The 24549-nt window shown below is 35.3% G+C and carries 29 protein-coding genes and 2 tRNA genes; 2 read left to right on the top strand and 29 right to left on the bottom strand.

Going from position 1 to position 24549, the window contains the following annotated elements; translation table 11 throughout:
* The 11 genes from M1R53_RS01460 to M1R53_RS01410 all read right to left on the bottom strand — a co-directional run bounded on the left by M1R53_RS01460 (position 1) and on the right by M1R53_RS01410 (position 6317).
* On the bottom strand, positions 1 to 285 hold the full coding sequence (locus tag M1R53_RS01460) for a hypothetical protein (RefSeq protein WP_106018142.1): 285 nt from the start codon (positions 283 to 285) through the stop codon (positions 1 to 3).
* A 139-nt stretch (positions 286 to 424) separates the two neighbouring features.
* A tRNA-Phe gene (locus tag M1R53_RS01455) sits at positions 425 to 500 on the bottom strand.
* A 4-nt stretch (positions 501 to 504) separates the two neighbouring features.
* Positions 505 to 581 (bottom strand) — tRNA-Ile (locus M1R53_RS01450).
* 137 nt (positions 582 to 718) lie between these two features.
* Positions 719 to 1528, bottom strand: coding sequence for a hypothetical protein (locus tag M1R53_RS01445; RefSeq protein ID WP_249242829.1), 810 nt, complete (start codon positions 1526 to 1528; stop codon positions 719 to 721).
* 187 nt (positions 1529 to 1715) lie between these two features.
* Complete coding sequence (locus M1R53_RS01440) at positions 1716 to 2120, bottom strand: DUF2871 domain-containing protein (RefSeq protein ID WP_249242828.1); 405 nt, start codon at positions 2118 to 2120, stop codon at positions 1716 to 1718.
* On the bottom strand, positions 2101 to 2781 hold the full coding sequence (locus M1R53_RS01435; RefSeq protein WP_249242827.1) for a hypothetical protein: 681 nt from the start codon (positions 2779 to 2781) through the stop codon (positions 2101 to 2103). Before M1R53_RS01435 ends, M1R53_RS01440 begins: the two co-directional genes overlap by 20 nt.
* A 71-nt stretch (positions 2782 to 2852) precedes the next feature.
* Complete coding sequence (locus M1R53_RS01430) at positions 2853 to 3407, bottom strand: TetR/AcrR family transcriptional regulator (protein WP_249242826.1); 555 nt, start codon at positions 3405 to 3407, stop codon at positions 2853 to 2855.
* 104 nt (positions 3408 to 3511) lie between these two features.
* Entirely contained in the window at positions 3512 to 3952 is a 441-nt protein-coding gene (locus tag M1R53_RS01425) for a GNAT family N-acetyltransferase (protein ID WP_249242825.1), read from the bottom strand.
* 19 nt (positions 3953 to 3971) lie between these two features.
* Positions 3972 to 4613 (bottom strand): pyroglutamyl-peptidase I, encoded by a 642-nt coding sequence (gene pcp, locus M1R53_RS01420; protein WP_070599363.1) that lies wholly within the window; start codon positions 4611 to 4613, stop codon positions 3972 to 3974.
* Between the two features lie 41 nt (positions 4614 to 4654).
* Complete coding sequence (locus M1R53_RS01415; RefSeq protein ID WP_249242824.1) at positions 4655 to 5653, bottom strand: DUF979 domain-containing protein; 999 nt, start codon at positions 5651 to 5653, stop codon at positions 4655 to 4657.
* Positions 5646 to 6317, bottom strand: coding sequence for a DUF969 domain-containing protein (locus M1R53_RS01410; protein WP_249242823.1), 672 nt, complete (start codon positions 6315 to 6317; stop codon positions 5646 to 5648). The genes M1R53_RS01415 and M1R53_RS01410 overlap by 8 nt, the downstream gene beginning before the upstream one ends.
* A 141-nt stretch (positions 6318 to 6458) precedes the next feature.
* On the opposite strand from M1R53_RS01410, the gene M1R53_RS01405 reads away from it, so the two are divergent.
* Entirely contained in the window at positions 6459 to 7301 is an 843-nt protein-coding gene (locus M1R53_RS01405) for a C40 family peptidase (RefSeq protein WP_249242822.1), read from the top strand.
* A 144-nt stretch (positions 7302 to 7445) separates the two neighbouring features.
* Here the strand turns inward: M1R53_RS01405 and M1R53_RS01400 are convergent, their stop codons facing one another.
* Positions 7446 to 9503, bottom strand: a complete 2058-nt coding sequence (locus tag M1R53_RS01400) for a glucosaminidase domain-containing protein (protein ID WP_249242821.1) — start codon at positions 9501 to 9503, stop codon at positions 7446 to 7448.
* Between the two features lie 191 nt (positions 9504 to 9694).
* Here M1R53_RS01400 and M1R53_RS01395 point away from each other — a divergent pair, with 191 nt between their 5' ends.
* Positions 9695 to 10027: a hypothetical protein gene (locus tag M1R53_RS01395; protein ID WP_106018153.1), complete on the top strand. Its 333-nt coding sequence runs from the start codon at positions 9695 to 9697 to the stop codon at positions 10025 to 10027.
* Between the two features lie 45 nt (positions 10028 to 10072).
* On the opposite strand, the gene M1R53_RS01390 is transcribed toward M1R53_RS01395, so the two are convergent.
* The 17 genes from M1R53_RS01390 to M1R53_RS01310 form a co-directional block, all read right to left on the bottom strand.
* Positions 10073 to 10900 carry an ABC transporter permease subunit gene (locus M1R53_RS01390; RefSeq protein WP_249242820.1) on the bottom strand — a complete coding sequence of 276 codons (828 nt, stop codon included), beginning with the start codon at positions 10898 to 10900 and terminating at the stop codon, positions 10073 to 10075.
* The gene (locus tag M1R53_RS01385) at positions 10884 to 11852 is read right to left on the bottom strand and encodes a hypothetical protein (RefSeq protein WP_249242819.1); all 969 of its coding nucleotides are present in this window, start codon (positions 11850 to 11852) and stop codon (positions 10884 to 10886) included. The genes M1R53_RS01390 and M1R53_RS01385 overlap by 17 nt, the downstream gene beginning before the upstream one ends.
* Positions 11830 to 12900 (bottom strand): ATP-binding cassette domain-containing protein, encoded by a 1071-nt coding sequence (locus M1R53_RS01380; RefSeq protein WP_249242818.1) that lies wholly within the window; start codon positions 12898 to 12900, stop codon positions 11830 to 11832. Before M1R53_RS01380 ends, M1R53_RS01385 begins: the two co-directional genes overlap by 23 nt.
* A complete protein-coding gene (locus M1R53_RS01375; protein WP_249242817.1) occupies positions 12893 to 13954 on the bottom strand; it encodes a BMP family ABC transporter substrate-binding protein in 1062 nt (353 codons plus the stop codon). Before M1R53_RS01375 ends, M1R53_RS01380 begins: the two co-directional genes overlap by 8 nt.
* Before the next feature lies 1 nt (position 13955).
* Positions 13956 to 14402, bottom strand: coding sequence for a GNAT family N-acetyltransferase (locus tag M1R53_RS01370; RefSeq protein WP_249242816.1), 447 nt, complete (start codon positions 14400 to 14402; stop codon positions 13956 to 13958).
* A complete protein-coding gene (locus M1R53_RS01365) occupies positions 14402 to 15586 on the bottom strand; it encodes a cation:proton antiporter (protein WP_249242815.1) in 1185 nt (394 codons plus the stop codon). The genes M1R53_RS01370 and M1R53_RS01365 overlap by 1 nt, the downstream gene beginning before the upstream one ends.
* A gap of 1 nt (position 15587) precedes the next feature.
* Positions 15588 to 15926: a hypothetical protein gene (locus M1R53_RS01360; protein ID WP_019214352.1), complete on the bottom strand. Its 339-nt coding sequence runs from the start codon at positions 15924 to 15926 to the stop codon at positions 15588 to 15590.
* 59 nt (positions 15927 to 15985) lie between these two features.
* Positions 15986 to 17122, bottom strand: coding sequence for a D-serine ammonia-lyase (gene dsdA, locus M1R53_RS01355; RefSeq protein WP_249242814.1), 1137 nt, complete (start codon positions 17120 to 17122; stop codon positions 15986 to 15988).
* Positions 17123 to 17176: 54 nt separating this feature from the next.
* A complete protein-coding gene (locus M1R53_RS01350; RefSeq protein WP_249242813.1) occupies positions 17177 to 18274 on the bottom strand; it encodes a hypothetical protein in 1098 nt (365 codons plus the stop codon).
* A gap of 11 nt (positions 18275 to 18285) precedes the next feature.
* Entirely contained in the window at positions 18286 to 18828 is a 543-nt protein-coding gene (locus M1R53_RS01345) for an ImmA/IrrE family metallo-endopeptidase (RefSeq protein WP_019214349.1), read from the bottom strand.
* Positions 18828 to 19202 carry a helix-turn-helix domain-containing protein gene (locus tag M1R53_RS01340; protein ID WP_249242812.1) on the bottom strand — a complete coding sequence of 125 codons (375 nt, stop codon included), beginning with the start codon at positions 19200 to 19202 and terminating at the stop codon, positions 18828 to 18830. The genes M1R53_RS01345 and M1R53_RS01340 overlap by 1 nt, the downstream gene beginning before the upstream one ends.
* A gap of 70 nt (positions 19203 to 19272) precedes the next feature.
* The gene (locus M1R53_RS01335; RefSeq protein WP_249242811.1) at positions 19273 to 19875 is read right to left on the bottom strand and encodes a ribonuclease H1 domain-containing protein; all 603 of its coding nucleotides are present in this window, start codon (positions 19873 to 19875) and stop codon (positions 19273 to 19275) included.
* Positions 19875 to 20831: a porphobilinogen synthase gene (gene hemB / locus M1R53_RS01330; RefSeq protein WP_249242810.1), complete on the bottom strand. Its 957-nt coding sequence runs from the start codon at positions 20829 to 20831 to the stop codon at positions 19875 to 19877. The genes M1R53_RS01335 and hemB overlap by 1 nt, the downstream gene beginning before the upstream one ends.
* A complete protein-coding gene (gene cobA, locus M1R53_RS01325; RefSeq protein ID WP_249242809.1) occupies positions 20821 to 22299 on the bottom strand; it encodes a uroporphyrinogen-III C-methyltransferase in 1479 nt (492 codons plus the stop codon). The genes hemB and cobA overlap by 11 nt, the downstream gene beginning before the upstream one ends.
* Complete coding sequence (gene hemC, locus M1R53_RS01320; RefSeq protein WP_249242808.1) at positions 22292 to 23194, bottom strand: hydroxymethylbilane synthase; 903 nt, start codon at positions 23192 to 23194, stop codon at positions 22292 to 22294. The genes cobA and hemC overlap by 8 nt, the downstream gene beginning before the upstream one ends.
* Complete coding sequence (locus tag M1R53_RS01315; protein ID WP_249242807.1) at positions 23163 to 23756, bottom strand: precorrin-2 dehydrogenase/sirohydrochlorin ferrochelatase family protein; 594 nt, start codon at positions 23754 to 23756, stop codon at positions 23163 to 23165. Before M1R53_RS01315 ends, hemC begins: the two co-directional genes overlap by 32 nt.
* The gene (locus M1R53_RS01310) at positions 23737 to 24549 is read right to left on the bottom strand and encodes an energy-coupling factor ABC transporter ATP-binding protein (RefSeq protein WP_249242806.1); all 813 of its coding nucleotides are present in this window, start codon (positions 24547 to 24549) and stop codon (positions 23737 to 23739) included. The genes M1R53_RS01315 and M1R53_RS01310 overlap by 20 nt, the downstream gene beginning before the upstream one ends.

The following is a 24549-nucleotide window of genomic DNA, read 5'->3' as shown; positions in this document are numbered from 1 at the left end:
CTAAACCACCGGTGTATACATTTCAAAAACGCTATATACAGGAACTTTTTCATCCATAAGTGCCTTTAATATGGCTGGTATGTTCCTTATCTCAGTTTGTATTTGAAAACCGTTGTATCTAAAGACTATATCTTCAGATCTAATGTTCTCTAAACTAGATAATAGCTTGACTATATTATATTCTGAATAATCTTCACTCTTGTAATCGACAATAAAAAAGATCTTCTTTTTCTTGTCGAATTCTTTCTGCACATCTATCCTATTAATAAGAAGAACGTCATTCATAATATTCATCCTTTCTTTACACTAAGTATCATCTGTCATAAATATACCCACTAAAGATTTAAAATAAACATTTATTTTCTTATTATAATAGCTATGAAAAATTCAGACAAAAAAATAAGCTTAAGTAAAAACTTAAGCGTGGTGCCCAGAGCCGGGATCGAACCAGCCACACGTAGATTTTCAGTCTACTGCTCTACCGACTGAGCTATCTGGGCAAATTGGTGGACCTTCAGGGACTCGAACCCCGGACCTGCCGGTTATGAGCCGGACGCTCTAACCAACTGAGCTAAAGGTCCCAACAACGAATATTATACAATAACGAAAAGAAAATGTCAAGAATTTTTTAAATTTTATTGAGATAAAAAAGTTTATAGACGACCTTTTCTAGCCGCCTATAAACTTTAAACATTATATTTCATAAAAATAATTATTCTTAATCGTAACTATAAAAATAAGAACTGATCTCATTAAATAAATCTTTATCATAATTATTTTTATCGTATTTTTTCATATCAAGCGCTCCGTATGCGTTGTAGACTTCATCTGGAAGTATTAATTCTCCGTCCTTTAAACTTACAAAGGGACTAAACTTAAGTTCTCTTTCTTCATCATCAATGCAAATTTCTCCATTTGGCGCTATATCTGAAATGTTTTGACAGATAAGAACAGGGCCAGTAAAGGATTTTCCATCTAAAAAATCATTTTTAACTGGTGAAAGTTTTCCTGTGTCCAAAAGTTCTAGCTCTTTGAGTGAAACTTTTGCTGCTCTGTACTTTGGGATCACTATATAAAACTCTTGAGCCATAAGATAAGTATTATTAGCCCCTTCGTCCTTGGCAAGAACTAATAACTTATTTATGTCATTGACATCGTAGTACTCTGAGCTCCATAGCTTTAGCTTTGATAAAACTTCTTTTAAAGTCTCTTCGTCATAAGCGCTGCCCAAAGGGACTACCATAGCTTTTTTCGTATCATTCTTAAGACTAATGCCTAATTTTTCTGCCATAGCCACATATAAATCAGAATATTTTTTACTCTCTTCATCGTCTTTTTCGTCTTTTCTTTTAGCTTCTTCTAGCTCATTTTTTTCTCTCTCTGTTTCTCTTAATTGATCTTCAAGATATCTAATGCGCCTTTCTTTTTCTATAAGCAAGTTTGTCTGTCTTATATATAAGAAAGAAACTACAGCTAAAGCAATAAGCAGTACACATATTATAAGTATCATAAATTGTTTTTTATTCATGTTCTCACTTCCTTTGATATAATTATACCACCATTTAGATGAAAATTTCACCTTGTAACACAAATTTAATCAAAAGGAAAGCCCCATCAATTGATGAGGCTAAAAAAAGAAATGAGGGGTAGAATAAAGTATATTCTGTATTTATGAGTTCTTATATACTTATTAAATATTTATCAAAATATAATAATTATTTCTCTTTCAAGGATAAGAAGAAAAATACCACTCCCACTGTGATAATAACGTGTCCAAATCCTGCTACGCCTGATATTGCTGCACTAAACGTATTATTAGAAAGTGCTAAAATTTCATAGATGCCTCTTAGAAATAGCGTTGATGCTGTTATTATAAGTCCTGTATTGTAATAGCAGTAAAAGCGTCTGAATTTTTTATCGCCTGCAAAATCAATGTTTAGTGCAAATGATGCCGCTATCAAAAAGACTAGCGTGCCTAAAACTAATAAATGAGGATGAACTAAGCTAAGTCTTGTAAATCCAGTAAAATCCATAAATTTAGTGAATTCTCTATAGAACGCTCCAGCGACTAGTCCTAATATACCATATATAAAAGCTGTATTAATTAATCTTTTTTTCATACTTTTCTCCTTTCATGTCAAAATACCCAATCAAAACTGTCCAAACATAAGCGCAAGTCTTTGGTATCATCAGCAGTCCCACGTTTGGATGCTCACCTGCGAATAAAACAACTGGTGCATAAAAGGCAAAACTTAAAACTATAGTTAGCCACATATATCTAAAGTTTTTGTCCTTATGCTCCTTTTGTGATTTATAAAAAATTATCATAATTATAATTCCTAGAATTAAAAATGGTAAATTTCTATATATTGCCCAGGACAATGGCGGATTAAGCGATAAAAAATCATTTATCGGGCAAAGACAAAGAAGCACTCTAAGCAAAGCTAGGCCATATATTGTTATAGTTAATTCGCCTCTACCACTAATTTTGTAGCGAAGGCGCCAAACATAATAAAGAATCACGTAAAAGACTGTCATGGTGATGGATGTGATGAGCTTACCAAGGCCAAGAAGCGCCACATAATTTTCTTCACCTGTTGTTAGTAAAGCTATCATCCTCGGGATTAGGTGAAAAGCGTCGCCAAATCCTAGTACTAATGCCATAAGCCCAAAGAGATGATACTCTTTTCTGCCTTTTGCCTCTCTCACCATGATTATGCCTATGCTAATAACTGTAATTAAATAAATTGCATCGAATAAACTTTCAAAAATTGCTCGCATAATATCATCTCCTTGTTACTGAACAATGTTCAATCTAGCTTTCATATATACCCGTCACAAAATGACGGGTTTTAATATAATATTTTATCTATAAGTTTAATAAAAAAATCTTTTTTATACGATGGATCGAGTATAAGGCTCATGATGTTTGACATAATAAAGCTTATAAAATCATCTTCTGTGAAGCTGTCTGTAAAAGCACTGTCTTTAACGGTTTTATCGCCATCCAGAACTTCTCTCATCTTATTTTTTAGCTTATTCATATATATATGCATCATGGACTTTGCTCTAGATTTTTCATCTGTTTGAAGCATGATAGTGTGAAGTGTAAAAAAGTTTGGATATTTCTTTGTGCCACTGATTATATTTTCAAAAATCTTACTCATATAAGCTGAAAAACTTAGATTTTGTATTTCATCAGATATTTGAAAAATATCTTCCCATACGCTTTCTATCGCTTCAACTATAAGCTCGTCCTTCGATGGAAAATAATAATAAATAATTCCAACTGATGAATCAAGCTCTTTTGCAAGACCTCTAATGCTAAGTGCATTAAGACCATCTCTTGCGACTATTTCTCTAATTTTTGCTAAGATAGCATCCTTTGTTGTATGAGAATTGTTCATGCGTCCTCCTAACTGAACCATGTTCAATATTATTATAGCATTGATTAATTTTTTTGTCAATAGTTTTCGCATAAAAAAGACTAGAGTTCATCTAGTCTTTGTCTTTAATTAAATGGATGATAGAAAACTGCTGAATCATCTAAATCAAAAGCGCCTTCCTTTATATAAAATTTATATGCATCAGAATTTTTTAGTGTAGTGAAAAATGCGCCGCTCACACCAATATTTTTTAATTCGTCCCTTGCTCCCTCATATAATTTTTTTGCTATGCCTTGTCTTCTATGGGCGCTAGAAACAAAGAGTTCATCTATATAATAAGTTTTTTGCTTTGAATATGGTCTAATATCTCCCAAGATGGCTCCGAGCGCATCACCCTCATCACAAGCGATAAGGCCAAAAAAGTTTGGAAAGGCTAAAAGGCACTTTATTGCTTCGCTAGCGCTCTCTTCTGTCCACTCGTCGTTCCAAGGCGCTTCGTTATAAACTGACTTCATAAGCTTAGCCAGTTTTTGAATATCTTTTTCTTCGATTTTTCTAATTATCATAAATATCTCTTTATTTTTATTAATGAGTTTTGCCGCCTGTTATTTTTATGTCATCCTTATTATTTACAATCGCTTCTATAGCTAGTGTCAAGCCTTTGACAATAGTATCAAGCGCCATCGATGGCATGTTCTTCTTATCTACAACTTGTTCTGGTAGGAATGGAATGTGTATAAAGCCTGTTCTCATTTCATTGTGCTTAGTAGCTTGTATATGTGCTACACCGTATAGTACGTGATTGCAGATAAAGGTACCTGCTGTGTTTGATACGCTCGCTGGCACTCCGCCATCTTGTATATTTTTAACCATGGCCTTGATTGGAAGTGTCGAGAAATATGCCGCTGGTCCATCTTCAGCAACTTTTTCATCTATAGGTTGATTGCCCTCGTTGTCCTTTATTCTGCAGTCGTCGCAGTTGATGCCGACTCTTTCAACAGTGATGTCAGGTCTGCCGCCTGCTTGTCCAATTGATAAAACAACATCTGGATGCACTTCTTCAATCTTCTCTCTAATTTTATCTACTGATTTACCTATTACAGTAGGTATCTCTAACTTAATTATTTCAGCTCCGGCAATTGTATCAGGTAGTTTCTTTACTGATTCAATCGCTGGGTTGATCTTTTCTCCGCCAAAGGGGTCAAAGCCTGTTACTAATATCTTCAAAATATCGTCTCCTTTCAAGTTCTTTCTCTTTTTTCTAAATTTTATCTAAATCCTATTAATAACATTAATATAATGTGTACTACGATTAAAGGTATAGCAACTGGTGCTTGTGCCTTTATTATAGTGTATTTATCTTTTGTTTCAAGTATTGCTCCTGGAACTATATTGAAGTTTGCAGCCATCGGTGTTAGTAGTGTACCACAGTAGCCGCAAGTCATACCAAGTGCGCCTATGATGGCAGGATTACCGCCATTGGCAATAACAAATGGAACGCCAACTCCTAGTGTAATAACTGTAAACGCCGCGAAAGCATTACCCATAATCATAGTAAAGACTACCATACCAACGCAATAAGCGATTACGCCTAAAACTTTTGCTTCAGCTGGAACTACAGCTGAAACGCCTGAGCCAATGATTTCGCCAACGCCTGCTGCTGCAAATACTGTTCCTAGTGCTCCAAGTAATTGAGGAAGTAATGATGAACTGCCTATTTGCATAAGCATCTTACTTGTATCTTCCTTTGTTTCAGAGTATTTTGCTTTTGTTATGATAAGTGCGATGATGATGGCAAGTACTGATGAAATACCAAGTGTTTGAGCTGATGTGAATCCGAAGAATACATCTGCGCCATCTTTTACGTCAACAGCTAATTTAAAGCTCTTGAATTGCGCCATAATCATGGCGATGACTCCTATTGCAAGTGCTGGAATAAATATCTTGTTGCCAACTTTCTTACCATAAGCTTCTTTTTGTTCTTCATCTTGTGCCTTGAACTCGCCTATTTGCACTTGTTTTGTAAGTGTTAGTGCGCCTAATAGCATTAAGCAGCCACCAACGATTGCTCCGCCATGTTCATTGCTATCGATAATAAACTTACCTGCTCCAAAAAGTATACCTAAAAGTGTCCAGAAAAGAAATGTACCGATAGGAGCTTTTTTATTCTTTAATCCTCTAATTCCAGTCATAATGCAGACGATACCACATAAAATGTAGATGACTTCATCGATTATAGCTGAATTAGCATATATAAATTTAAACATTCTTTAGCTCCTTTCTTAAACTTCTTTCAAATAGGTAGCATTGTACTAGTGATAAAATCACCATTGCAACGCCGGCTAGTATTGATCCTTGAGCGATTTCTGCGTTTGTTACTTGGTAGCCAGCTCCTGCTAGTGTACCTTGTATTAATAAAACGCCGCTCGCAACTGGGAATATGTTTTGTCCGAAGAAGTTTCCGTAGTTTTCTGCGGCACCTGCAAGTCCCTTAAGCTCTTCTAATTTCTTTTCTGAAAGATTAACAGTTTTTGCTGCAGCACCTTCAGCCATAGGTAGTATAAGTGGTCTAACGAATTGAACGTGTCCACCTAGTCTTAAAGATAATATAGCTGCCACCCATCTAATTAAGATGTATAAGCCAACAACGCCACCTGCGCTTGCTGATTTAATCTTCCTAATGGCTTCAGCTGCTCTGTCTTTAAGTCCGTACCTTTCCATAATAGCGATTAGTGGTAGACTTAAGAAGAATAGTGACATGTATCTGTTTGTTACAAAGCCCTTTCCAATCAAGTCTAAAACTTCTACTAATGACATACCTGATACCAAGCCAGTTACTAGGCCAGATATCAAAACAACTGCTACAACATCAAGCTTTAGTGCAAAGCCGACAACTATTAGCAGTACGCCTATTAAAACTAAGTAATTCATATATATACCTCCTTTTTTAAATTATACCATATTTAAACTATTAATACACTAAATTTAATTATTTTTTTACAAATTTCGCACTTGCTATAAAAACCATTTACATATATAATTGTAATAGGAAAATAGTTATGGGAGGTTATTATGAGAAAAAAGATTTTTATTTTGCTGATAGGCATATTTTTACTAACAAGCAAAGCTAGTGCGCGTAACGTAGCCACTGTTAAAGATGTAAATATAAGTGTTGACGGCAATGTTCAAAGCGTTAGCTGCTACAATATCAAGGGATATAGCTATTTCAAATTAAGGGACGTGGCTAAACTTATGATGGGTACTCAAAAGGGTTTTGCAGTTGAGATTGATGAAGGCACTCCCGTTGTTGTAAGAGAAGGCACTTATCAAGAGAACGGCAGCGAGCTTGCTAAACTTGGCGCCAAAAAAATTAAAGTTAGCCCAAAATTTAAATACTTAGGCATGAGACCAAGCTATACGTCTTTGATAGTTAAATCATATAATATTAATAACTATAATTACATGAGCCTTAGAGATATTGCTTGTGCGGCGAATTTTTCAATCGGCTATGATGTGCCAAGCAAAACTATAATCATAGATAGCGCAAATGAATTTGTTTATCAAAGTCCACCAAGAGCTGAAAAGATCGAGACTATGATTGATTATGTGTACTCAGTTTTAGGAGCGCCTTATTCGGCTGTAGACTGCTCAGGTCTTGTGTCGTCAGCTATACAAGTAGCGGGCTTTGATGTGCCAGCTGATGGACTTTATTCGTGGACGCTTGATTGGTATCCAGAATCTTTCGTCGAAATACCTATGAATCAATTACAAAAAGGAGATATTCTAAATAATGCTGGTCAGCACATGATGCTCTATATTGGTAATGGTATGGTCGCTGAATCAATTGAAACAACTGGTGTAAGAATAACAAAGCTAAGAACAAAAGGCTATAAAGCTTATAGAATTACTGAATAATATAAATAAATCCTCTGGTGTAATCCAGAGGATTTTTGATGTCAATAACTTATATAAAGTGTCTGGCTACGAACCAGAAGGTCGGGGGTTCGACTCCCTCATGCTGCAGCAAAAAAGAGCAAGGCTTCTGCCCTGCTCTATATTTTATAAATTAACTTTATCTAGCTCTTTTAAATTATATTTATCGATGATAGCTTTAAGCTTTGCTGGATACTTAGGGTCAGTTGCGTAACCGCATCTCTTGATTGCGTATACACCTCTTTGATCGCTAAACATAACTTTTCTAAAAGGTGTGTACCATTTCTTTGCGAAGAATAATTCAGTGTGATCAGTAAAGGACTCGTCCGCAGATTTATACGCTCTAAACTTGTCATCAATAGTCACCTTGACATTGTTATAAACTTCCGATGTAGTGATGGTTACAGAACCGTTTGAAGATGATCCTTTTATACCAAATAGATTGTTCGAAAATTTTCCTGTGTATTTATCAACTGGTACTGATTGGCCCCAGCCCGACTCAAGTATAGCTTGCGCTGTAGTGATTGCGCCGCTTAGGTCGGTTCTTAAAAATTCGCGTCTAGCCACTTTTTTAGTATAGTCAAGGAATTTATCTTTTGCCATTAGTGGCTGCTTTGTATAAATTTTTCCTGTGTATATCCTAAATTTTATGCTCTCGCCCTTGATAAAAGCGTCAATTTGATTGCCTGTAGCATAAATTTCGTTCTCGCCCTCATCTTCTGCGCTAACATTGTATCTATATTTTTCACCATAAGGCACATTTTCTGCTATGGTCTTAGATTTTCCTGTTCTAAGATTTTTGATATAGTAGTTAACGCTGTTCACTCCAACATTTGCCACAGCATTTAAGTCTATATACTTGTGGATTATGCTGCCTGGAGCAACGCCTTGCAATAAAAGCTTTGAATCGCCCTTAATCATCACAAGTTTGTGTTCACTCTCCATAGTCTTTCCGCTCGCATCAATGCATCTTACAAAAACTTCTTTTTGACCAGCATTTTTAATATTTGGGAAAAACTTGCAAGCACCATAGGATTTTGATTCAACGACTTCTTCAGCCCCTGTCACTGGGTCTCTCAAAACATAATCAGTTCTCATTACGTCAAAATTTCTTTGCGCATTAAGCGTTACTTGTCCTGCGATGATGCCATCTTTAGGTACGCCTGTTATATTTAAGTATGGATTTATGCTCATGGTGAAAGTTTTTGTCTCGCCAAAGTGTTCATTGCCTAGTTCATCGAAGGCAGATAGCATGATAGAGTAGCTGCCAGCGTCTAGATAACTTGGCTTGAATAAAAATTCCCCCTCTGGATCAAGATTGTCCTTTGTTTCAGTCTTGCCTGTTGTTAGATTAGTTACAGTCGCCTTCATCTTTGATGCGATAAAGTTTATATCTGGTGTAATCTTTAACTCATCTTGAACAAAGCCGCCGTTTTCAACGCCTGAGTAAGTTACTCTTGGAAGTACATTTAAATTAATTTTTGCTCCTGCTGCGTCAATTACTCTGCCCTTTTCATCATAAAGAGCAAGAACTAATTTTTTGCTTCCCTCGTCCTTAAGGCTTGGTATAAACTCAAGTGTTTCAGCTGCACTTGTCTTTACGTCTTGTATATAGCCTTCGTTTTTGTCATTTAATAACAATAGCTTTGCCTTTGCAAAATTTTTACTAGTGATAAAATTAAAATTCATCTTAGTTGATATTGTTTGATTTGGCACAAGACCGACTATTGTAGTACTTGGCGAAACTGTATCAAAATTATTAGAATCAATAGTAACAGTGCTTGTAGCTTTATCGTAGCCGACACCTATGTTCATAAGCTCAGCTATGGCTCTTAATGGTAAATAAGTTTTGCGATTAACAATGCAAGGACTGGCGTCAGTAAACTTAAGCGAGCCATCACTATTATCAATAATCTTTGAATCGATATATAGCTTAAAACTATTGCTACTATCACTAACTGTAACGCTCTTTTCGTCGTTGTTCCACTGAACTTCCTTGCCTAAAGCTTCCCCGATGAAACGTAGTGGAACTAAGGTCCTTCTGTTCTTAACAATAGGACTAGCGTTCCTTGTCACGTTATTTCCGTCTATAATTAAATTAAGTGATGCCGCCTTTGAGCTCATATTCATAAGGCCTAAAAGCAGTATCGATAGTATAAATAAATTTCTAATTAGCTTTTTCATTCTTTCACCTCTTTTTTTATTATACCATAAAAATTTTTTCTTAGCAATTTTAAAATTATTATAATTTTCGTTTTAAAATTTTATTACATGGGTATTAATTTAATGAACTAAATTGATTGAAAATTTAACAGCAATTAAACTCTATATAAGTATGGGTATACTGTTAATTTAACTATGAGGAGGTATTTAATATGATGAAATCATTCCAAAGGTTTATCGCAATTTATATAATGAAGTGTTTTACATTTGAAATATTTAATAGTTTCATTTTTGGCAAAGTACAAGATATAAGTACGATAATACAAATAATAAATGATAGGATTAATAATCCAAACGCTGTTCCTTTAGGTGACTCAGGATATCTTCACGCTGAAAGGCAACTTATATCTCCAATTCCCACTTTATCAATAATAGCTAATATACTTATGATAGCTTTTTATGTTGCTATGGCAAGAGAATTATATTTAATGTATAAGTATGGGAAAGATGAGTTACAAGTAAAAAAGGAAAACGAAATTAAATAATTATAATTTAATTTAAAATAGTCCAGTAAATCTACATAAAAGTATTTACTGGACTATTTTTTTGCTATATTTTGTAAAATATAAAAAAAGCAAAATCACAAGGTATGGAATTAAATCTAAAAGTTTGTAATTTATAAAACCTAGGCTTTGTAAAGAGCCCGCGAGATAATTAAATACAGCGTATACAAGGCTTGCGATTGGCGTTAATACTGGATGTATAGTGGAGAAACCTTCAAGCGCCAGAGAGATAAATCCCATGTTTTGCGAAATATTTTCTGTGAAGTATGAAAAATAAGATAACGATAAAAAGCTTCCCACAAGTGCTGCAAAAACTGAAGCAAATAGATTGGCAGTAAAATTTGCCCTTCCAATATCTATTTTTCTAAATAAAGCCTTTTTTTCGTCAAGACCCACGGCTCTTAGCTCAAGTCCTGATTTTGTTTTATATAAAAATATATAATAGATAAGGCTTAGTAATAATCCCAAAACTATAAATATGTCTACGCCAAAAATATTTACGTTAAAATCAATCTTTACAGAACTCGACATGGCGAGATCACCAGCATATAGATAAAGCATAAAGCCAGATAGACCGCGAAGAATAAGGTTCATCGCTATGCCATAAACAATATCTGAAGCGCCTTTCTTTTTTGTTAAATAAATAAAACTTGTATCTATCGCAAGCGTTACGAATATCGCGGCAAAAATTGTCAAAGCAAAAGAATGCGTTTCACTATAAACTATAAGCGCAGTTATTGCCGAGATATTGACAAGGCCGTCCGCGTGTAAAAGGCAAAGACCAATGTTTCGCATCGCATTGATGGCTAGGCACAATAAAAATATGCGTATAAATGCTCTAAGAATTTCTGTCATCGCGCGCCTCCAATATCGATATAAAGATGAGTACGCCTTGCATTAAGTACATCACAGACGAGATGAATGAAAATTCGGTCTGCATGACAAGGCTTAAAAGTCTTATGTATGTAATTAATATAGCTGGATAGGCAAGTTTTTTAAAGTCGCCGCGAGCAAGTAAAGACACAGTTATCGCGTCAAAGCCGTAGCCTGTGAAGCCTTGAAGCGAAAAGCGCTCGTAATTTAAAAATAAATATAAAAATGATGCCACAGATGTAAGCGTAGCAAGGCAAAGGTCAATTGCTCTCTTTTCTTTATTTATATCAGTTCCAGTCGATACTAAGATGCTTGGCGCGTCCTTAATTATTTTTAATTTATTTATTAGAGAGAATTTTATTGCAAAAATTATAAAAATAACAAGAGCAGCTACAGCTATAAGCATGCCTAATCTTAGATTAAGAGCAAAGCTAAATTTTTTCGTAACAGCTGAAGAAATATTTTCATCCGAGAAAAATGTATAGACCAAATAATTTACAAGGCCTAAAATTAGATAGTTAAATATAAGTGATGAGATTATAAGTTTATTCGCATCGCCTCTTGAAACTTTTTTAGGCACTTGCCAAAGTAAAAATAAAATTAGTGGCAAAAAAATTATAGCTGCAAAAGCTTTTCCTAAATAAATCGCAGCTAGTGCTGATAAAAATACACCCATGTGAAAAATGCCTTCAAGCGAAAAGTTCATCTCGCCCATTGACAAGGAAAGGTTCATCGCAAGAGACAAAAGTCCGACTATAAGAAATTCTTTGATAAAACTTATTCTGTAAAAAGGCGAAGTGAATGGCTTTACAGCCGCTATAAATATTTCGCTTATTGATATATGAGAGACTATTGCCACCAAAAAAAGTGTTAGAAGCATCAAAAAAGGATATAGTAAAATGAAATATCTCTTAAATGATCTTGATTTCATCAACTATATCCTCCTTTAATTCTTCGTAATCGTCCGAGATGATGTAAATCTCTTTGCCCTCGTCTCGTCTCTTAATTATCGCCTCTTGAGCAAGGGCCTTCGCTTCGAAGTCCATGCCCTTTTTGTAATTATATAAAATGTATACGTCCTCATCACGCTCAAGCTCTCTAAAGAAGACAAGTTTTTGTAAATTGCCTCCAGAGAGAGTATTGGTGATGTCATTTGCCTTGAACTTTAATTTGTATTTTGCAATAAAATCCTCGGCTTTTTTTATATAATCAGTCTTAATATTTTTTAATATATCATATATAAAGATGTTCTTATATGCCGCTTCGTCCATAAGGAGCGCCATTCTAACATCCTTTGGAACGTAAGCAAATTGCTTGAATTTTTTAAGTACTTCGTTTATTTTAGCATCATCTTTTATATATATGCCAATAATTTTTTTGTTTGTATTATTTTCTAGAACCTCATTTTTTTGATCAAGTATATCTTTTTGCTTATCTAAGAAAATTTTTCTAGCATCAAAATTTTGAATAAAATCCTCATCATGCGAAACCATTAAAAAGCTCTTATTCGATGACTTGATGTAATCAATAAGTTTTTCAGTACTTATAGCATCAAGCGGTGCACTCACCTCATCAAGAAGTATCAGCTTTTTTTCGCTTAGGCTCATCGCAATTAGCTCAAGCGTTTGTTTTTCTATAGTCGTCATAAATTTTAATTTGCGCTCAAGACCATTTATATAAAATGGCGATGTCTTCACTAAATTTTTTACTTCTTTTTCCGCTAGGCCTATGGCGATGGCGATATTGTCATAGCCATTAAGTTCATCAAAAAGCATAAAACTTTGACTCACCACGAAAGCATCGTCAGAAATTATCTCGCCAGTGTAATTTTTTAAATCGCCATGAATGAGCTTTAGAAGAGTCGTTTTGCCTGCGCCGTTCTTACCCACAAGAAAGGCAAGTCTTTCATTAATCTCTAGGCTAAAATTATTAAAAATTTTATTTTCGCCATAAGCAAAGCTCAAATCTTTTATCTTAATCATTAAATTCGCTCCTGATAGTAATTTTATCAGCTTTTAACTCTTCAATAATCTCATTTATCTTGGCTCTATCTGCCTCGCTGACTGTGTTTTTATAAAAATCATTGTCAGCTATGCCGATGGCGTCATCTTTTATGCCTAAAAATTCTGTTGTGCCGAATATCTTTTCACCTGCTTTATACTTGTCAATCGCTCTTAATAATGATGTATCAACTCTTTTTAATATTGATGTCAAGATGTATTTTGCTTTTTCTTCGCCAAGTAAAGCTGCTTGATCTGAGTCAACGCCTATGACGTAGTGCTCTGTCTCAGCTGCCGAATCAATTATGCCAAGACCAGCTATGGATGCGGCATTGAAAATTACGTCAACATTTTTCTCCTTGTATAAGATATTAGCCAAATCTTTTGCCTTAATCGCATCAGTAAAATTACCAACGTAGCTTGTCAAGACTTTGATGTCTTTGTCAATGTATTTTGCTCCATCTTCAAAGCCAAGTAAAAAGTCCTTAACTATCTTATTATCCATGCCGCCAATTAGGCCGATATTTTTGCTTTTTTTAGCAAAGTCATATCCCTCGCCATTCTCTACAAGTCCTGCAAGTGCTCCAGCTAAGAAGCCGCCTTCATTTTGCTTATAAAGAATCGAGTAGATATTATCATACTTTTTCTCGCCGTCGTTGGCATTGTCGTCAAAAAGTATAAAATTTTGCTCTGGATATTTTTCAGAAATTTTTTGCACCTTATCCTTAAGCTGCCAAGTGCCCACTACAATGATGTCATAAGACTTTGAGCTGACATTTTCTTCGATTATCGCATTGTACTTTGTCTCGTCAACACCCATCTCTATAGTTTTAGTAGTAATTTCTGGATACTTTTCCTTGATTAAGTTCATGCCTGCCTCAGCGCTATCGAAAAAACTTTTATCGCCAAGTGTGCCATTGATAAGTAAAAGTATACTTAAATCTTTTTTATCATCTTTACTAGTTTTTTCATCTTTAGCGCATCCTGTTAAAGCTAGGCATAAAACCATAAGCATGGCCAATATTTTTTTATACATACTAATCTTTTTTGTAAAGCATATCCACGTGCTCTATATCATCTTCAAGATAAGGCTCGAATGTCTCTTTAAAACCTTTCTTCACATAATAATTTTTCATATATGTTTGCGCTTGTATCTTGATAGTATCCTCTTTCATGTCGTCTTTGATGAAATCAATCGCTCTTGTAAATAATTTGTCTCCATAGCCATCTTTTCTAAAGTCCTTCTTCACTAAGAAGCGGCCAATAGAAACTTCTGGATAGCGAGTACCCTTCTCAGTTATTCTTGCATAGCCAATAAGTTCGTCTCCCTCTATCATCATAAGATGAACTGAGACTGGATCGAACTCATCTATATCGTGATATGGGCAGTTTTGCTCAACTACAAAGACAGCTTGTCTTAGCTTAAGTATTTCATATAGCTCAGTTGTGTTTAGTTCGTCAAAATACTTAATTTTTATATTCATTATAAGTTCTCCTTTTTGATTTCTCCAGCTCTAAGTAGCGCCATCTTAGTTAATAGTGGTCCTACTAGTTCATAGATAACTGTAGCTGAAAGTATTATGTCTCTGATTACTGCTCCGTGTGGTGCTGGTATAATTCTTTTTGCTATAAGTGAAAGACCTATGGCAACACCGGCTTGTGGAACAAGACAAAAACCAAGGTTTTGTTGAACAGTACTTGGTAATTTGCCGATCTTCGCGCCAATTCCTGCGCCTAAGGCTTTACCTATAACTCTAGCCACAACATAGGCTCCTCCTAAAAGGCCTACCTTTGTTAAGCTTGCTAAATCAAGGTCTGCGCCTGATAGTACGAAGAAGCATAGGAAGATGGCTGGCGTGATAACTTCGATTGCATTAAATACTTTAACTTCTTCTCTTGATGTGTTACAGATTGTTGTACCAAAAGCCATCATAGTAAGAAGGCTTGATAGGTCAAAACGTAGTGATATAGCTGCAAGTAAGAATATAACGCCTATAAAAGCAACTTGTATTTGTCCTTGATTTTTCATGAATCTCATGGACTTAACCATGATGATGCCTGCTACAACACCAAGTGCAAGTGCTGCCAGTATTTGTATTATAGGTTTTCCAACCATGTTCATCATTGAAAAAGCTCCGCCTTGTATCATGTTTTGAGCAAGTGTTGAAGCAACACCGAATGCGATGATACAAACACCATCATCAAGTGCAACGACTGGTATAAGTGTTCTAACTAGTGGTCCTTCGGCCTTATATTGCTTGATAACCATAAGTGTTGCAGCTGGCGCTGTTGCGCATGCGATTGAGCCTATTGCAAGTGAGAATGGGAATGATTGTCCAAGTAAAAGCATAACTACTGTTACTATGAAAAATGCAACTAATGCTTCTAGCACTGTTATTACAAAGATTGCTGTACCCACTTTTTTCAAATCTTCAAATTTTAGCTCAGCGCCTATAGAAAAGGCAATGAAAGCTAAAGCAACTTCACTGATTATATCGAAGCTCTTAACTGCTTCTTCTGGTATTAGTCCCAAAACCGATGGGCCTATAAGTATACCTGCTATCAAATAGCCAGTAACTTCTGGAAATTTGAATAAGCCTAGTATTTTAGCTACTATAAAGCCTACTAGTAAAATTGTTCCAAGATGTAATAAAATTTCGAAATTCATACTATTTAGTCAATCCTTCCACGCTCTTTACATCAAGAGTAAACATAATTCCTGTGTTTTCGTTATTGATATTGCCCATAACGCTCTTAACAACTTCTTTGGCAACGACAAGTTTTTCATCGTCAAGCACCATAAGTAAAGTTTTGTTGAATGGTCTTTGACCGTTAAGTATTTGTCTAAGTCCTCCGAAGGCACCGATTTCTTTGTGCCAATCAGCTAGTGTTGAGGCCATACCTTGACTGTCAAGTATAGTTCCTCCTGTGATTGATTTTTTAGAAAGCTCAAGTAATAATTCATCAAGCTTATCCATTTCATTTAAAATAACAACTAATAAATTCATAATATCCCTCCAAATTTTAATTATATCACTAATATTCGTTTTATTCAAGTGTTTAAGTACTATTTATCAACATTTGATCCAGTAATCCAAAGCACAGAATGTTTTGGTCTTCCTAATTTTTCATAAGCTAATAAAGCTGATGCGCTTGATGCTTCGACAATTTTCTTGTCACTCTCTTCTATAGCTTTTTTTACTCTCAAAATGCTCTCATCATTAAAAGTGAAAAATCCATCTACAAGTGAGTTTAGCATAGGAAAAACAAGTTTTGATGGCACGCTACACGCAAGTCCATCTGCAACAGTTTTCCCTCCAAGACCAATATCATTGACGGATGCCGCCTCGCCAATTGTATAGCTATATAGCATACATGGATATTCAGTCGGCTCAATAAAATAAATGCGGACATTTTCTCTAAAAAAGCTTCTCAAGGCAAAAGCAATGCCGCCAGGCGCGCCTCCTACACCGCATGGCAAAAACACATGAAGGGGCTCGTCACTATTTATAATCATTCCACTCGCTTCTACCTCTTCAGTAGTTTCAAAAATTGATGCAGCGTATCCCAAAAAAAGCTTTTCACTCATCTCATCATCAACGAAATAGCTCATAGGATTTTTCTCTGCGCTAGCTCTACCCATCTTAACCGCGTAAGTATAATCATTGTCATACTCAATAACTTCAGCGCCCGCTTCTCTGAGTAATTTTTTCTTCCAATCTTTTGCATCGCGGCTCATGTGAACTTTGGCTTTAAATCCAAAAGCCTTAGCGCAAAGCCCTATGGATAAGCCTAAATTTCCAGTCGAGCTTACTTCAATTGTATACTCACTCATAATTTTTCTTATATCATCAAGGCTTAGCTCATTAAATTTATCTAGCATATTATTTTTCTTAAGAACGTCCTCTACCTTGCACATGACCTCATTGAAGCCGCCTCTTGCCTTGACGCTGTGAGCAACTTTTAGCTCTGAATCAAGTTTTAAATAAAGCTCATCACCAAGCTTTGATTTTAATAAATCACTTTTATAATAGCAAGGACCATCTATCTCGTCAAAAGCTTCCATAAAGAGAGGCGCAAAACGCTCGAATCTTTTTTTCGCAAGAAATGCATCATATAAATTAAAACGCAGATTTATATCTTTATTTCTTTTTATGGGGCAATATATTTCTTCTCTATTTTTAAGTTTATCAAGTATATCCACTTCTACCTCACTCCTTTTTTAGTCAAAAAAATAGACGACCTAAGCCGTCTATCTCTAGTTATTATCTACAACGTAATATTCTTTTGACCATTGTCTAACTGTTTTGTCTATGTCAATGGCATCATAATATCTGTCCTTACCCATGTATGAGCCGTCAGCATACTTCATACCCCAAGAGTTAGGATCGTTTACTATATAATAAAGTCTTCCGTCAACAACTTTATATCCGTTAACAACGATGAAGTGACCGCCGCCACCTGTATAATACTTGTTAAAATGTGAATTTGCATCTGGATTGTAACGAAGTGTTGATGAATCAATACAGATTATGCAAATTTTACCTTCTCTAAGTGGTTTTAATAAGCTGTCTGGATTTTTGTAAAATTTCATTCTATGCTTAACGCCTGAATCTTTTAAAAAGTCACTAACATCGTTAGTAAACCACCAACCACCATCGTTGACACGAGTGTTTCTAGCAGTTTCAGCTGTTACAGCTTTATCATATCCTTTTTGGAAATACAAACTCATTACAGCGCAGCTTGGGCCGCAGTTGTTATCAGCGTATTTACCAGTTTCTTTTTGGTCTATATACCAATCATAATCCTTTTGATTAAGAACTTCTAATTCATTATCGTCCTTTTCTGCAAAAACAAATTCGCCATTTTCTATCTTAAAGCTAAATGCCTCTGCTAATTTTTCTAGTGGATAAAGAACTGTATCATTAAGTTTTTTAGCTCCGCTTTCTAGATCGATAGTTTTGTCCTTATAATATATAGGAAATTTTACGTCTTCCATCTTATTATAAGTTTCGCTGTCAAGTCTAAATGCTTCTATAGGCTTTTCTGAGCTATATAACATACCATCGTCAAGGTAATAATATCCATCTTCTGACTTTTTTGGTGTAGGAATGCCGTCAACCATCTCATAAACATTGCCCACTCTATGTGTTGTTGGATTAAGTAATTCTAAAAATTGGTCGAAGATGACATATTCTTTGCCATCAATATCATAAGATGTTAATACACCGTTTGTTCCTGCTGTTGTGTAATGTTCTTTTATAGTAAATTTAGCAGCATCTTTTCCATTGCACGCAAATAAAAATAAGCTTGCTAGGATAAATAATGCTACAACGCTTAATATTTTCTTTTTCATAGTATCCTCCACTAGTTGATATCATATTTTTTAGCTTGCTCCGCAAGATTTTGAAAGAACTGGCTTCTTGGAGCCTCGCTTAAATTAATCTTAAGCCCTCTCTTTTTCATGGACTTAAGCTTATAAAGAAGAAGATTCTCGTCAACCATGAGCCTTTGAGCAAGCTCCATATAGCTCATTCCTTCTTCCATAGTGTCTAAAAGTTCTTCCTCATCAATAAGTAGATGCGCCGCGAAAGTATTGGCCTGGGCTTCGATGATGGAAGACTCTTGAGTTAATCCAAAATCCGCAAGCTCTGCCTCACTTGCGTATTCTTTATGATAAAGAAAGTGTCCTAGCTCATGAGCTAGCACTTCCCTAATCACAATCTCATCCGCATGAGTGTTATATATCACATAACTAACGCCATCCAAAATTCTAAACATGCCTAAGAAGGCCGCACCTATGTGTATAGGTATGACCACAACGCCAAGGTTTTCTAGTATTTCGTATGGATCGTTAGTCCCGTGTTCTTCAATTAAAGCGAGTGCATCATCTAAATATTTTTCACTCACTAATCTTGCTCTTTTTTATCTGTTCCTTGATATTTTGATTTATAATAAGCATCTGTGATGGCTTCAACTACAGCCTTTTTGTCTTCATCGCTAAGAGTGCCACCTGCAAATAGGCCCATCACACCATTAACAAGCATATCATAATTTCTATCTTCTACTGGAACTTTGTAGTCGTCATCATCAACTAATAAATATGATGCGTCCACTCTAAATAAGTTAGCCAATTGGTTATAAATATCTCTACTACGTGGTCTCATACCATCTACTTCGTATCTTGATATTGTCTTTAGTGATACGCCAAGTTTTTCAGCAAGGTCAGATTGTGTCATGCCTTCCATTGCTCTTAATCTTCTTAATTTTTTTGCAAAATTCATAAAATCACCTTTCCTATAATTTTATTTTGTCATTCAAGTACTTTTATTATATACTATGGACATATAAATGTCAAGACATTTTTATAAGTGCTTCCTTCGCAAGCGAATCAACCATCTCGTTGAATTTATCGCCTGTGTGGGCTTCAACCTTATGAAAATTTATAAAAATTTTTTCTTTTTTTTCATCAAAAAATTTTTTATATGCCTTTGTCTCGTCTTTATTAGTCTTCCAATAGCCCATCGCCCAGCTACGAATGCCTTCATAATCATAAAAAATATTTATCTCTTTATAATTATTTTCAATCGCATAATTGATAGCCATCATCGAAGCTTTTATCTCGCCAGCCACATTTCGAATCGCTAAATGTTCTTTATCGTCATAAGCCATTGATTCTTTGTGAATAATTTCTCCGTCCATTACAAAAACAGCTGCCGCAGAATATTTTTTTAAAATATTACTAAAACTTCCATCGACATAAGCGAGTAATTTGCCATCTAAGTCGTGATTTGCCTCAAAATCATCGCCCATCATGTAATTTTCTGCTTCTTCCATAGTTTTAAATGATTTATAAATTGCGTTCTTAAAGCCATGTACCTCTTCTTTTGCCTCATCCCATGTCTCGAAGATGCCTGTATTTCGGCCAGCTTTAACCGCATAATATTTCTTCGCCATTATAATCTTTCCGCCAAATATTTAGCAAAGTATGTTATGATTAAATTCGCTCCAGCTCTTTTGAATGAAAGCATTGTCTCCATAATGATATCTTCTTTGACAAGGCCGTTTTTAACAGCATCGTAGAGCATAGCGTACTCGCCACTAACTGAGTAAGCAACTATAGGTAAATTTGTTTCTTCACTAGCAAGTTTAATTATATCTCCATAAGCCATAGCTGGCTTAACTATAAGCATGTCAGCGCCTTCGTCTACATCTGAAAGTATTTCTCTAAGAGCTTCTTTTTTATTTCTATAATCCATTTGATATTGTTTTCTGTCACCAAAACTTGGTGCGCTGCCAGCCGCATCTCTAAATGGTCCGTAATAATTCGAAGCAAATTTTGATGCATAGCTCATTATTGATACATTTATATATCCCGCCTCATCAAGTGCTTCTCTGATTTTTGCAACGCGTCCATCCATCATATCAGATGGAGCGACTATGTCAACACCTGCTTCTGCCATGGATACGGCTATCTTTTGTAAATAGGAAACGGTTTCGTCGTTATCAACATAATCCCCGTGAAGTATGCCGCAGTGACCATGATCAGTGTATTCGCACATGCAAACATCGCCTATAACTAGGAAATCTTTATCTATCTCTTTAATTTTTCTAATCGCTCTTTGAACGACGCCGTCTTTTGCATAAGCGCCTGAACCGCATGCGTCCTTATGATCTGGCACGCCAAATAAAATTACAGAACGTATGCCCAAGTCCTTTAGCTCTTTGATGACTTCATCAAGCCTATCGACTGTGTATTGTTTTTGTCCTTTTAAACTTTTTATCTCTTCTACCTCATTTGCTCCATCTTTTACAAAAATCGGATATATTAAATCTTCTTTTCTTAATGCTGTTTCGGCGAAAACTTCTCTAATATTGCTATTTAATCTAAGTCTTCTCATTCTATTCTTCATAATTAATCTCCTCTTTCACTAAATCTATCATTCCTTCTGAGTCATGTACCTTTGCTTCCTTATATACTTTATATCCCAAGGCCTCTATACTTTTTGTTGTATATGGTCCTATTGAATATATCCTTGCCTTTGACATTAGCTCTGGATAAAATTTATTAAAGCTAATGACCTCTGATGACGAGAAGAAAAATATATCATATACCTTATCTTCTAAATACATCTTTTCATAAGCTTCATCGCTGTTTTTATATATTTCAAATGCATCCACATCATAATCACTAAGAGCAGCTCTGATATTGCCCTTTGCCTTATCTGAGTGAGGATAAAGTACTTGTGCGCCTTTTTCAAATTTTGATGTGATATTTTTAATCATTTCATCTGAAGTGTATTTTTCAGAAACGTAGTCCGCCTTAAAGCCATAAGTCTCAATGTCTTTCATAGTTTTTTGGCCAATAGAAACTATCCTAATATTATAAAATCTTCTAAAATCTATGCCAAGCTCAAGAGCTCTTTTGAAAAAGAATTCTACTGCGTTTCGGCTTGTTAATATCAAATATTTATAAGCTTCGATATTTTTTAGTGCCTTATCAAAATCATCATCATGTATTGGCGTGTACTTAATTGTCTCTAACTCTAAAAATTCTGCCTTATTATCTATAAGAAAATCTTTAAAATCTTGATTAAATTCTTTTTTTCTAAGTAAAATAAATGTTCTGTCCTTAAGTGGCCTACCTGCAAAAAAGTCTATATCATCAGCAAATTGGACAACGTCTCCAATAACAAAGACCGATGGATTTTTTATATCATTATTGCATTTGCATTCGTAAGCGTCCTTAAGTGTAGTAATAAAGCGCCTTTGATCTGATCTAGTCGCCTTATATATAAAGGCTGCCTTTGTATCTGGATCTTTGCCAGCCGCGATTAATTTATTTGCTATAGTCTCGATATTGCTCATAGCCATAAGAAAGATTAGTGTTCCTTCCATCTTAGCTAAGTTCTCCCAATCAAGCTCAGCTGGGCCATCCATAGTGTGACCGGTAAATACATGAAAGCTTCTTGAGACTTCTCTGTGAGTTGTTGGCACTCCCCCATAAATAAGTCCGCCGATTGACGAAGAGATACCAGGAACTATCTCTGAGTCTATTCCATGCTCTTTCAAGAAAAGTGCTTCTTCTGAGCCGCGTCCAAAAACAAGCGGATCGCCGCCTTTAAGTCTAAGAGTAATCTTTCCTTCTTCGCTAGCGCATTTAAGAAGCAAATTATTAATTTCTTCTTGCTTCCAAGAGGACTTCATCCCCTCTTTGCCCACATAAAATAATTTTGCGTCTGATTTTTTTTCATTAAGTAAATTATAATTGATGAGCCTGTCATAAATTATGTAGTCAGCCTTTTGTATAAGTCTCAGTCCCTTGACAGTAATTAGGCCCTCATCACCAGGGCCTGCTCCTACTAAGTATACCTTAGACATCTATATCACCTTTAATACTCTCTGTATATTTTTTTACATCTTTTAAATAATTTTCTTTATCCGTGTCAAAATTTATAAATCTATATCTTTTTAAATCATCCGACGCCATAAAAGCATTTACATGTGCCTTATTATCATCTGAAACTACATGTATGCCTAATGGTTTGTTGCACGAAGCACCAGATTCGCTTAAAAATGCTCTTTCAACGCCGACCTCAAAATCAGTTTTTTCATCTCTTATCGATTTAAGCATCTGTTTAAGCTCGTGGTTATTTTTATTTATTTCAAGAGCAATAACCCCTTGACAAGGCGATGGCAAAAACTCATCTTCCTCTAGGTCTATGATTCTTCCCTCAAGTCCACCGCTTAAATCAAGTCTATCAATAGCCGCTCTTGATAATATAATCGCGTCAAAGCCCTCTGTATCAAGCTTTGCTATCCTTGACTCGATATTGCCACGTATTTCGGCAATGCTAAACTTTTTTTCTTCCATAGCGAGTAAAAACTTCCTACGAAGCGAGCCAGTTGCGACTCTCATGCCATTTCTAAGCTCATTCTTGCCCTTATGCTTTTCATTTAGAACGATAATATCATTTCTTTTAGCTCTCTCTCCAAAATAAATTATTTCAAGACCTTCTTCAATCTCAGAAGTCATGTCCTTTAAGGAGTGAACGGCAATATCTATCCTTCCGTCTTTAAGAGCGTCCTCAATCGCTCTAACGAAGACACCTTTACCGCCCATCTGACTGATTGACGTCTTCTTGTCGATGTCGCCAAGCGTATTTATGCCCACTACTTCGTAATCAATATCATAAAATTCTTTAAGTTTATTAAAAACAAGTTCAACTTGCTTCAAAGCAAGCCTACTCGTTCTCGTTCCCACTCTTATTTTCAAAGTCTTCAAACTCCTTTATGTAAGATAAAATTTCTTCCTTAGTATAATTTTTTATCTTTTTTATCATATCTTGTTTTTGATAATGGATATAGTATGATCTAAGTTTAGACGCTAAATCTAAATATTCATCGTCATAAGAGTCATACTTTTTTAAATCATCCATGATAGTTTTGTTTAAATCAGGAAGCCTTCCACTAGTTGATATAGACACGTCTATCCCGCCAATCTTTTTCATGTTTATGGAGATAAAATCACTGCTAGAGCTTTTATCGCATCTATTATACAAAACTCCTAAAGCTTTTGCATCCATCTCAATCTGAGCATTGAGCTCTTCATCGTCACTTGCAATAAAAATTAAATAGGCTCCTTCTATGTATTCTTTTTTATAAATGTCCTTAATTAATTCAGCGCCTTGGTCCATAAAGCCGTCAATAAAGTCTTTAGCAACAACTTTCACTTTAGCGCCTTCACTTATAAGTGTTTTAAACTTTCTTAAAGCGACAGACCCGCCACCAATTATGGTAACAGGTCTATCCTTTATATTAAGAGCTATGCTTAGCATAAGCCTTTAACTCCTCTATCATTTGATCATTATTATCAAAGAAATCAACTCCCAATGCATTAGCCACTCTAACACATAGAGGAAGCTCTTGATTGGCGCGTTTAATGACATCTTCATCCTTGAAAATTTCATATTTGCTTCCTTCTTTGATAATCTTAGCATCCTTTACTACATAAATGTAATCTGCCATTTCATAGCAAAACTCCATATCGTGAGTAGATATTAAGAGTGAACTGTTTTTGGCAATAGAGCTGATAGTCTTTTTAAGTATACCGATAGAAACAGGGTCAAGACCAGCTGTTGGCTCATCCATAAGGATGTATTGAGCGCCCAAAGCAATCGCTGAAGCGATGGCAACCCTCTTTTTTTGTCCATAACTCAAAAAGTGAACAGGCATCTCCTTTAGTTCGTATGCATTGGCACTTCTTAAAGCATTGTCAACCCTTTCCTTGACAGTTTCTTCGTCATAGCCAAGATTTCTAAGCGTAAAAGCAGTGTCATCAAAAACATTCGAGTAAAAAATTTGATTATCCGGGTCTTGAAAGACCATAGTCACGTTTTTTCTGTAATTCAAAAGACTTTTTTTGTCATAGCGAAGTTCTTCGCCATCGACAATTATATCCCCTTTGTCTCTTTTTAATAGACCAAGGATGTTTTTGAATAAAGTAGTCTTTCCAGCGCCGTTCTCACCAATTACCATGGTGATGGCACCGTTTTTAGTCGAAAGACTTATCCCATCCAAAACTTTTTTTCCACTCTCATAAGTATATTCTAAATTTTTAACTTCTAACAT

The organism is Fenollaria massiliensis (assembly GCF_023347705.1).
Taxonomy (GTDB): domain Bacteria; phylum Bacillota; class Clostridia; order Tissierellales; family Peptoniphilaceae; genus Fenollaria; species Fenollaria massiliensis.
Note: the sequence above shows the minus strand (reverse complement) of the source record. Positions and strands in the feature narration are given on the sequence as shown.

Bases quoted from the DNA above. Each gene is read 5' to 3' on its own strand.
- M1R53_RS01460 (WP_106018142.1), bottom strand. From the start codon at position 285: ATGAATGACGTTCTTCTTATTAATAGGATAGATGTGCAGAAAGAATTC.
- M1R53_RS01445 (WP_249242829.1), bottom strand. From the start codon at position 1,528: ATGAATAAAAAACAATTTATGATACTTATAATATGTGTACTGCTTATT.
- M1R53_RS01440 (WP_249242828.1), bottom strand. From the start codon at position 2,120: ATGAAAAAAAGATTAATTAATACAGCTTTTATATATGGTATATTAGGA.
- M1R53_RS01435 (WP_249242827.1), bottom strand. From the start codon at position 2,781: ATGCGAGCAATTTTTGAAAGTTTATTCGATGCAATTTATTTAATTACA.
- M1R53_RS01430 (WP_249242826.1), bottom strand. From the start codon at position 3,407: ATGAACAATTCTCATACAACAAAGGATGCTATCTTAGCAAAAATTAGA.
- M1R53_RS01425 (WP_249242825.1), bottom strand. From the start codon at position 3,952: ATGATAATTAGAAAAATCGAAGAAAAAGATATTCAAAAACTGGCTAAG.
- M1R53_RS01415 (WP_249242824.1), bottom strand. From the start codon at position 5,653: ATGTTTAAATTTATATATGCTAATTCAGCTATAATCGATGAAGTCATC.
- M1R53_RS01410 (WP_249242823.1), bottom strand. From the start codon at position 6,317: ATGAATTACTTAGTTTTAATAGGCGTACTGCTAATAGTTGTCGGCTTT.
- M1R53_RS01405 (WP_249242822.1), top strand. From the start codon at position 6,459: ATGAGAAAAAAGATTTTTATTTTGCTGATAGGCATATTTTTACTAACA.
- M1R53_RS01400 (WP_249242821.1), bottom strand. From the start codon at position 9,503: ATGAAAAAGCTAATTAGAAATTTATTTATACTATCGATACTGCTTTTA.
- M1R53_RS01395 (WP_106018153.1), top strand. From the start codon at position 9,695: ATGATGAAATCATTCCAAAGGTTTATCGCAATTTATATAATGAAGTGT.
- M1R53_RS01390 (WP_249242820.1), bottom strand. From the start codon at position 10,900: ATGACAGAAATTCTTAGAGCATTTATACGCATATTTTTATTGTGCCTA.
- M1R53_RS01380 (WP_249242818.1), bottom strand. From the start codon at position 12,900: ATGATTAAGATAAAAGATTTGAGCTTTGCTTATGGCGAAAATAAAATT.
- M1R53_RS01375 (WP_249242817.1), bottom strand. From the start codon at position 13,954: ATGTATAAAAAAATATTGGCCATGCTTATGGTTTTATGCCTAGCTTTA.
- M1R53_RS01370 (WP_249242816.1), bottom strand. From the start codon at position 14,402: ATGAATATAAAAATTAAGTATTTTGACGAACTAAACACAACTGAGCTA.
- M1R53_RS01365 (WP_249242815.1), bottom strand. From the start codon at position 15,586: ATGAATTTCGAAATTTTATTACATCTTGGAACAATTTTACTAGTAGGC.
- M1R53_RS01360 (WP_019214352.1), bottom strand. From the start codon at position 15,926: ATGAATTTATTAGTTGTTATTTTAAATGAAATGGATAAGCTTGATGAA.
- M1R53_RS01350 (WP_249242813.1), bottom strand. From the start codon at position 18,274: ATGAAAAAGAAAATATTAAGCGTTGTAGCATTATTTATCCTAGCAAGC.
- M1R53_RS01340 (WP_249242812.1), bottom strand. From the start codon at position 19,202: ATGAATTTTGCAAAAAAATTAAGAAGATTAAGAGCAATGGAAGGCATG.
- M1R53_RS01335 (WP_249242811.1), bottom strand. From the start codon at position 19,875: ATGGCGAAGAAATATTATGCGGTTAAAGCTGGCCGAAATACAGGCATC.
- hemB (WP_249242810.1), bottom strand. From the start codon at position 20,831: ATGAAGAATAGAATGAGAAGACTTAGATTAAATAGCAATATTAGAGAA.
- cobA (WP_249242809.1), bottom strand. From the start codon at position 22,299: ATGTCTAAGGTATACTTAGTAGGAGCAGGCCCTGGTGATGAGGGCCTA.
- M1R53_RS01315 (WP_249242807.1), bottom strand. From the start codon at position 23,756: ATGCTAAGCATAGCTCTTAATATAAAGGATAGACCTGTTACCATAATT.
- M1R53_RS01310 (WP_249242806.1), bottom strand. From the start codon at position 24,549: ATGTTAGAAGTTAAAAATTTAGAATATACTTATGAGAGTGGAAAAAAA.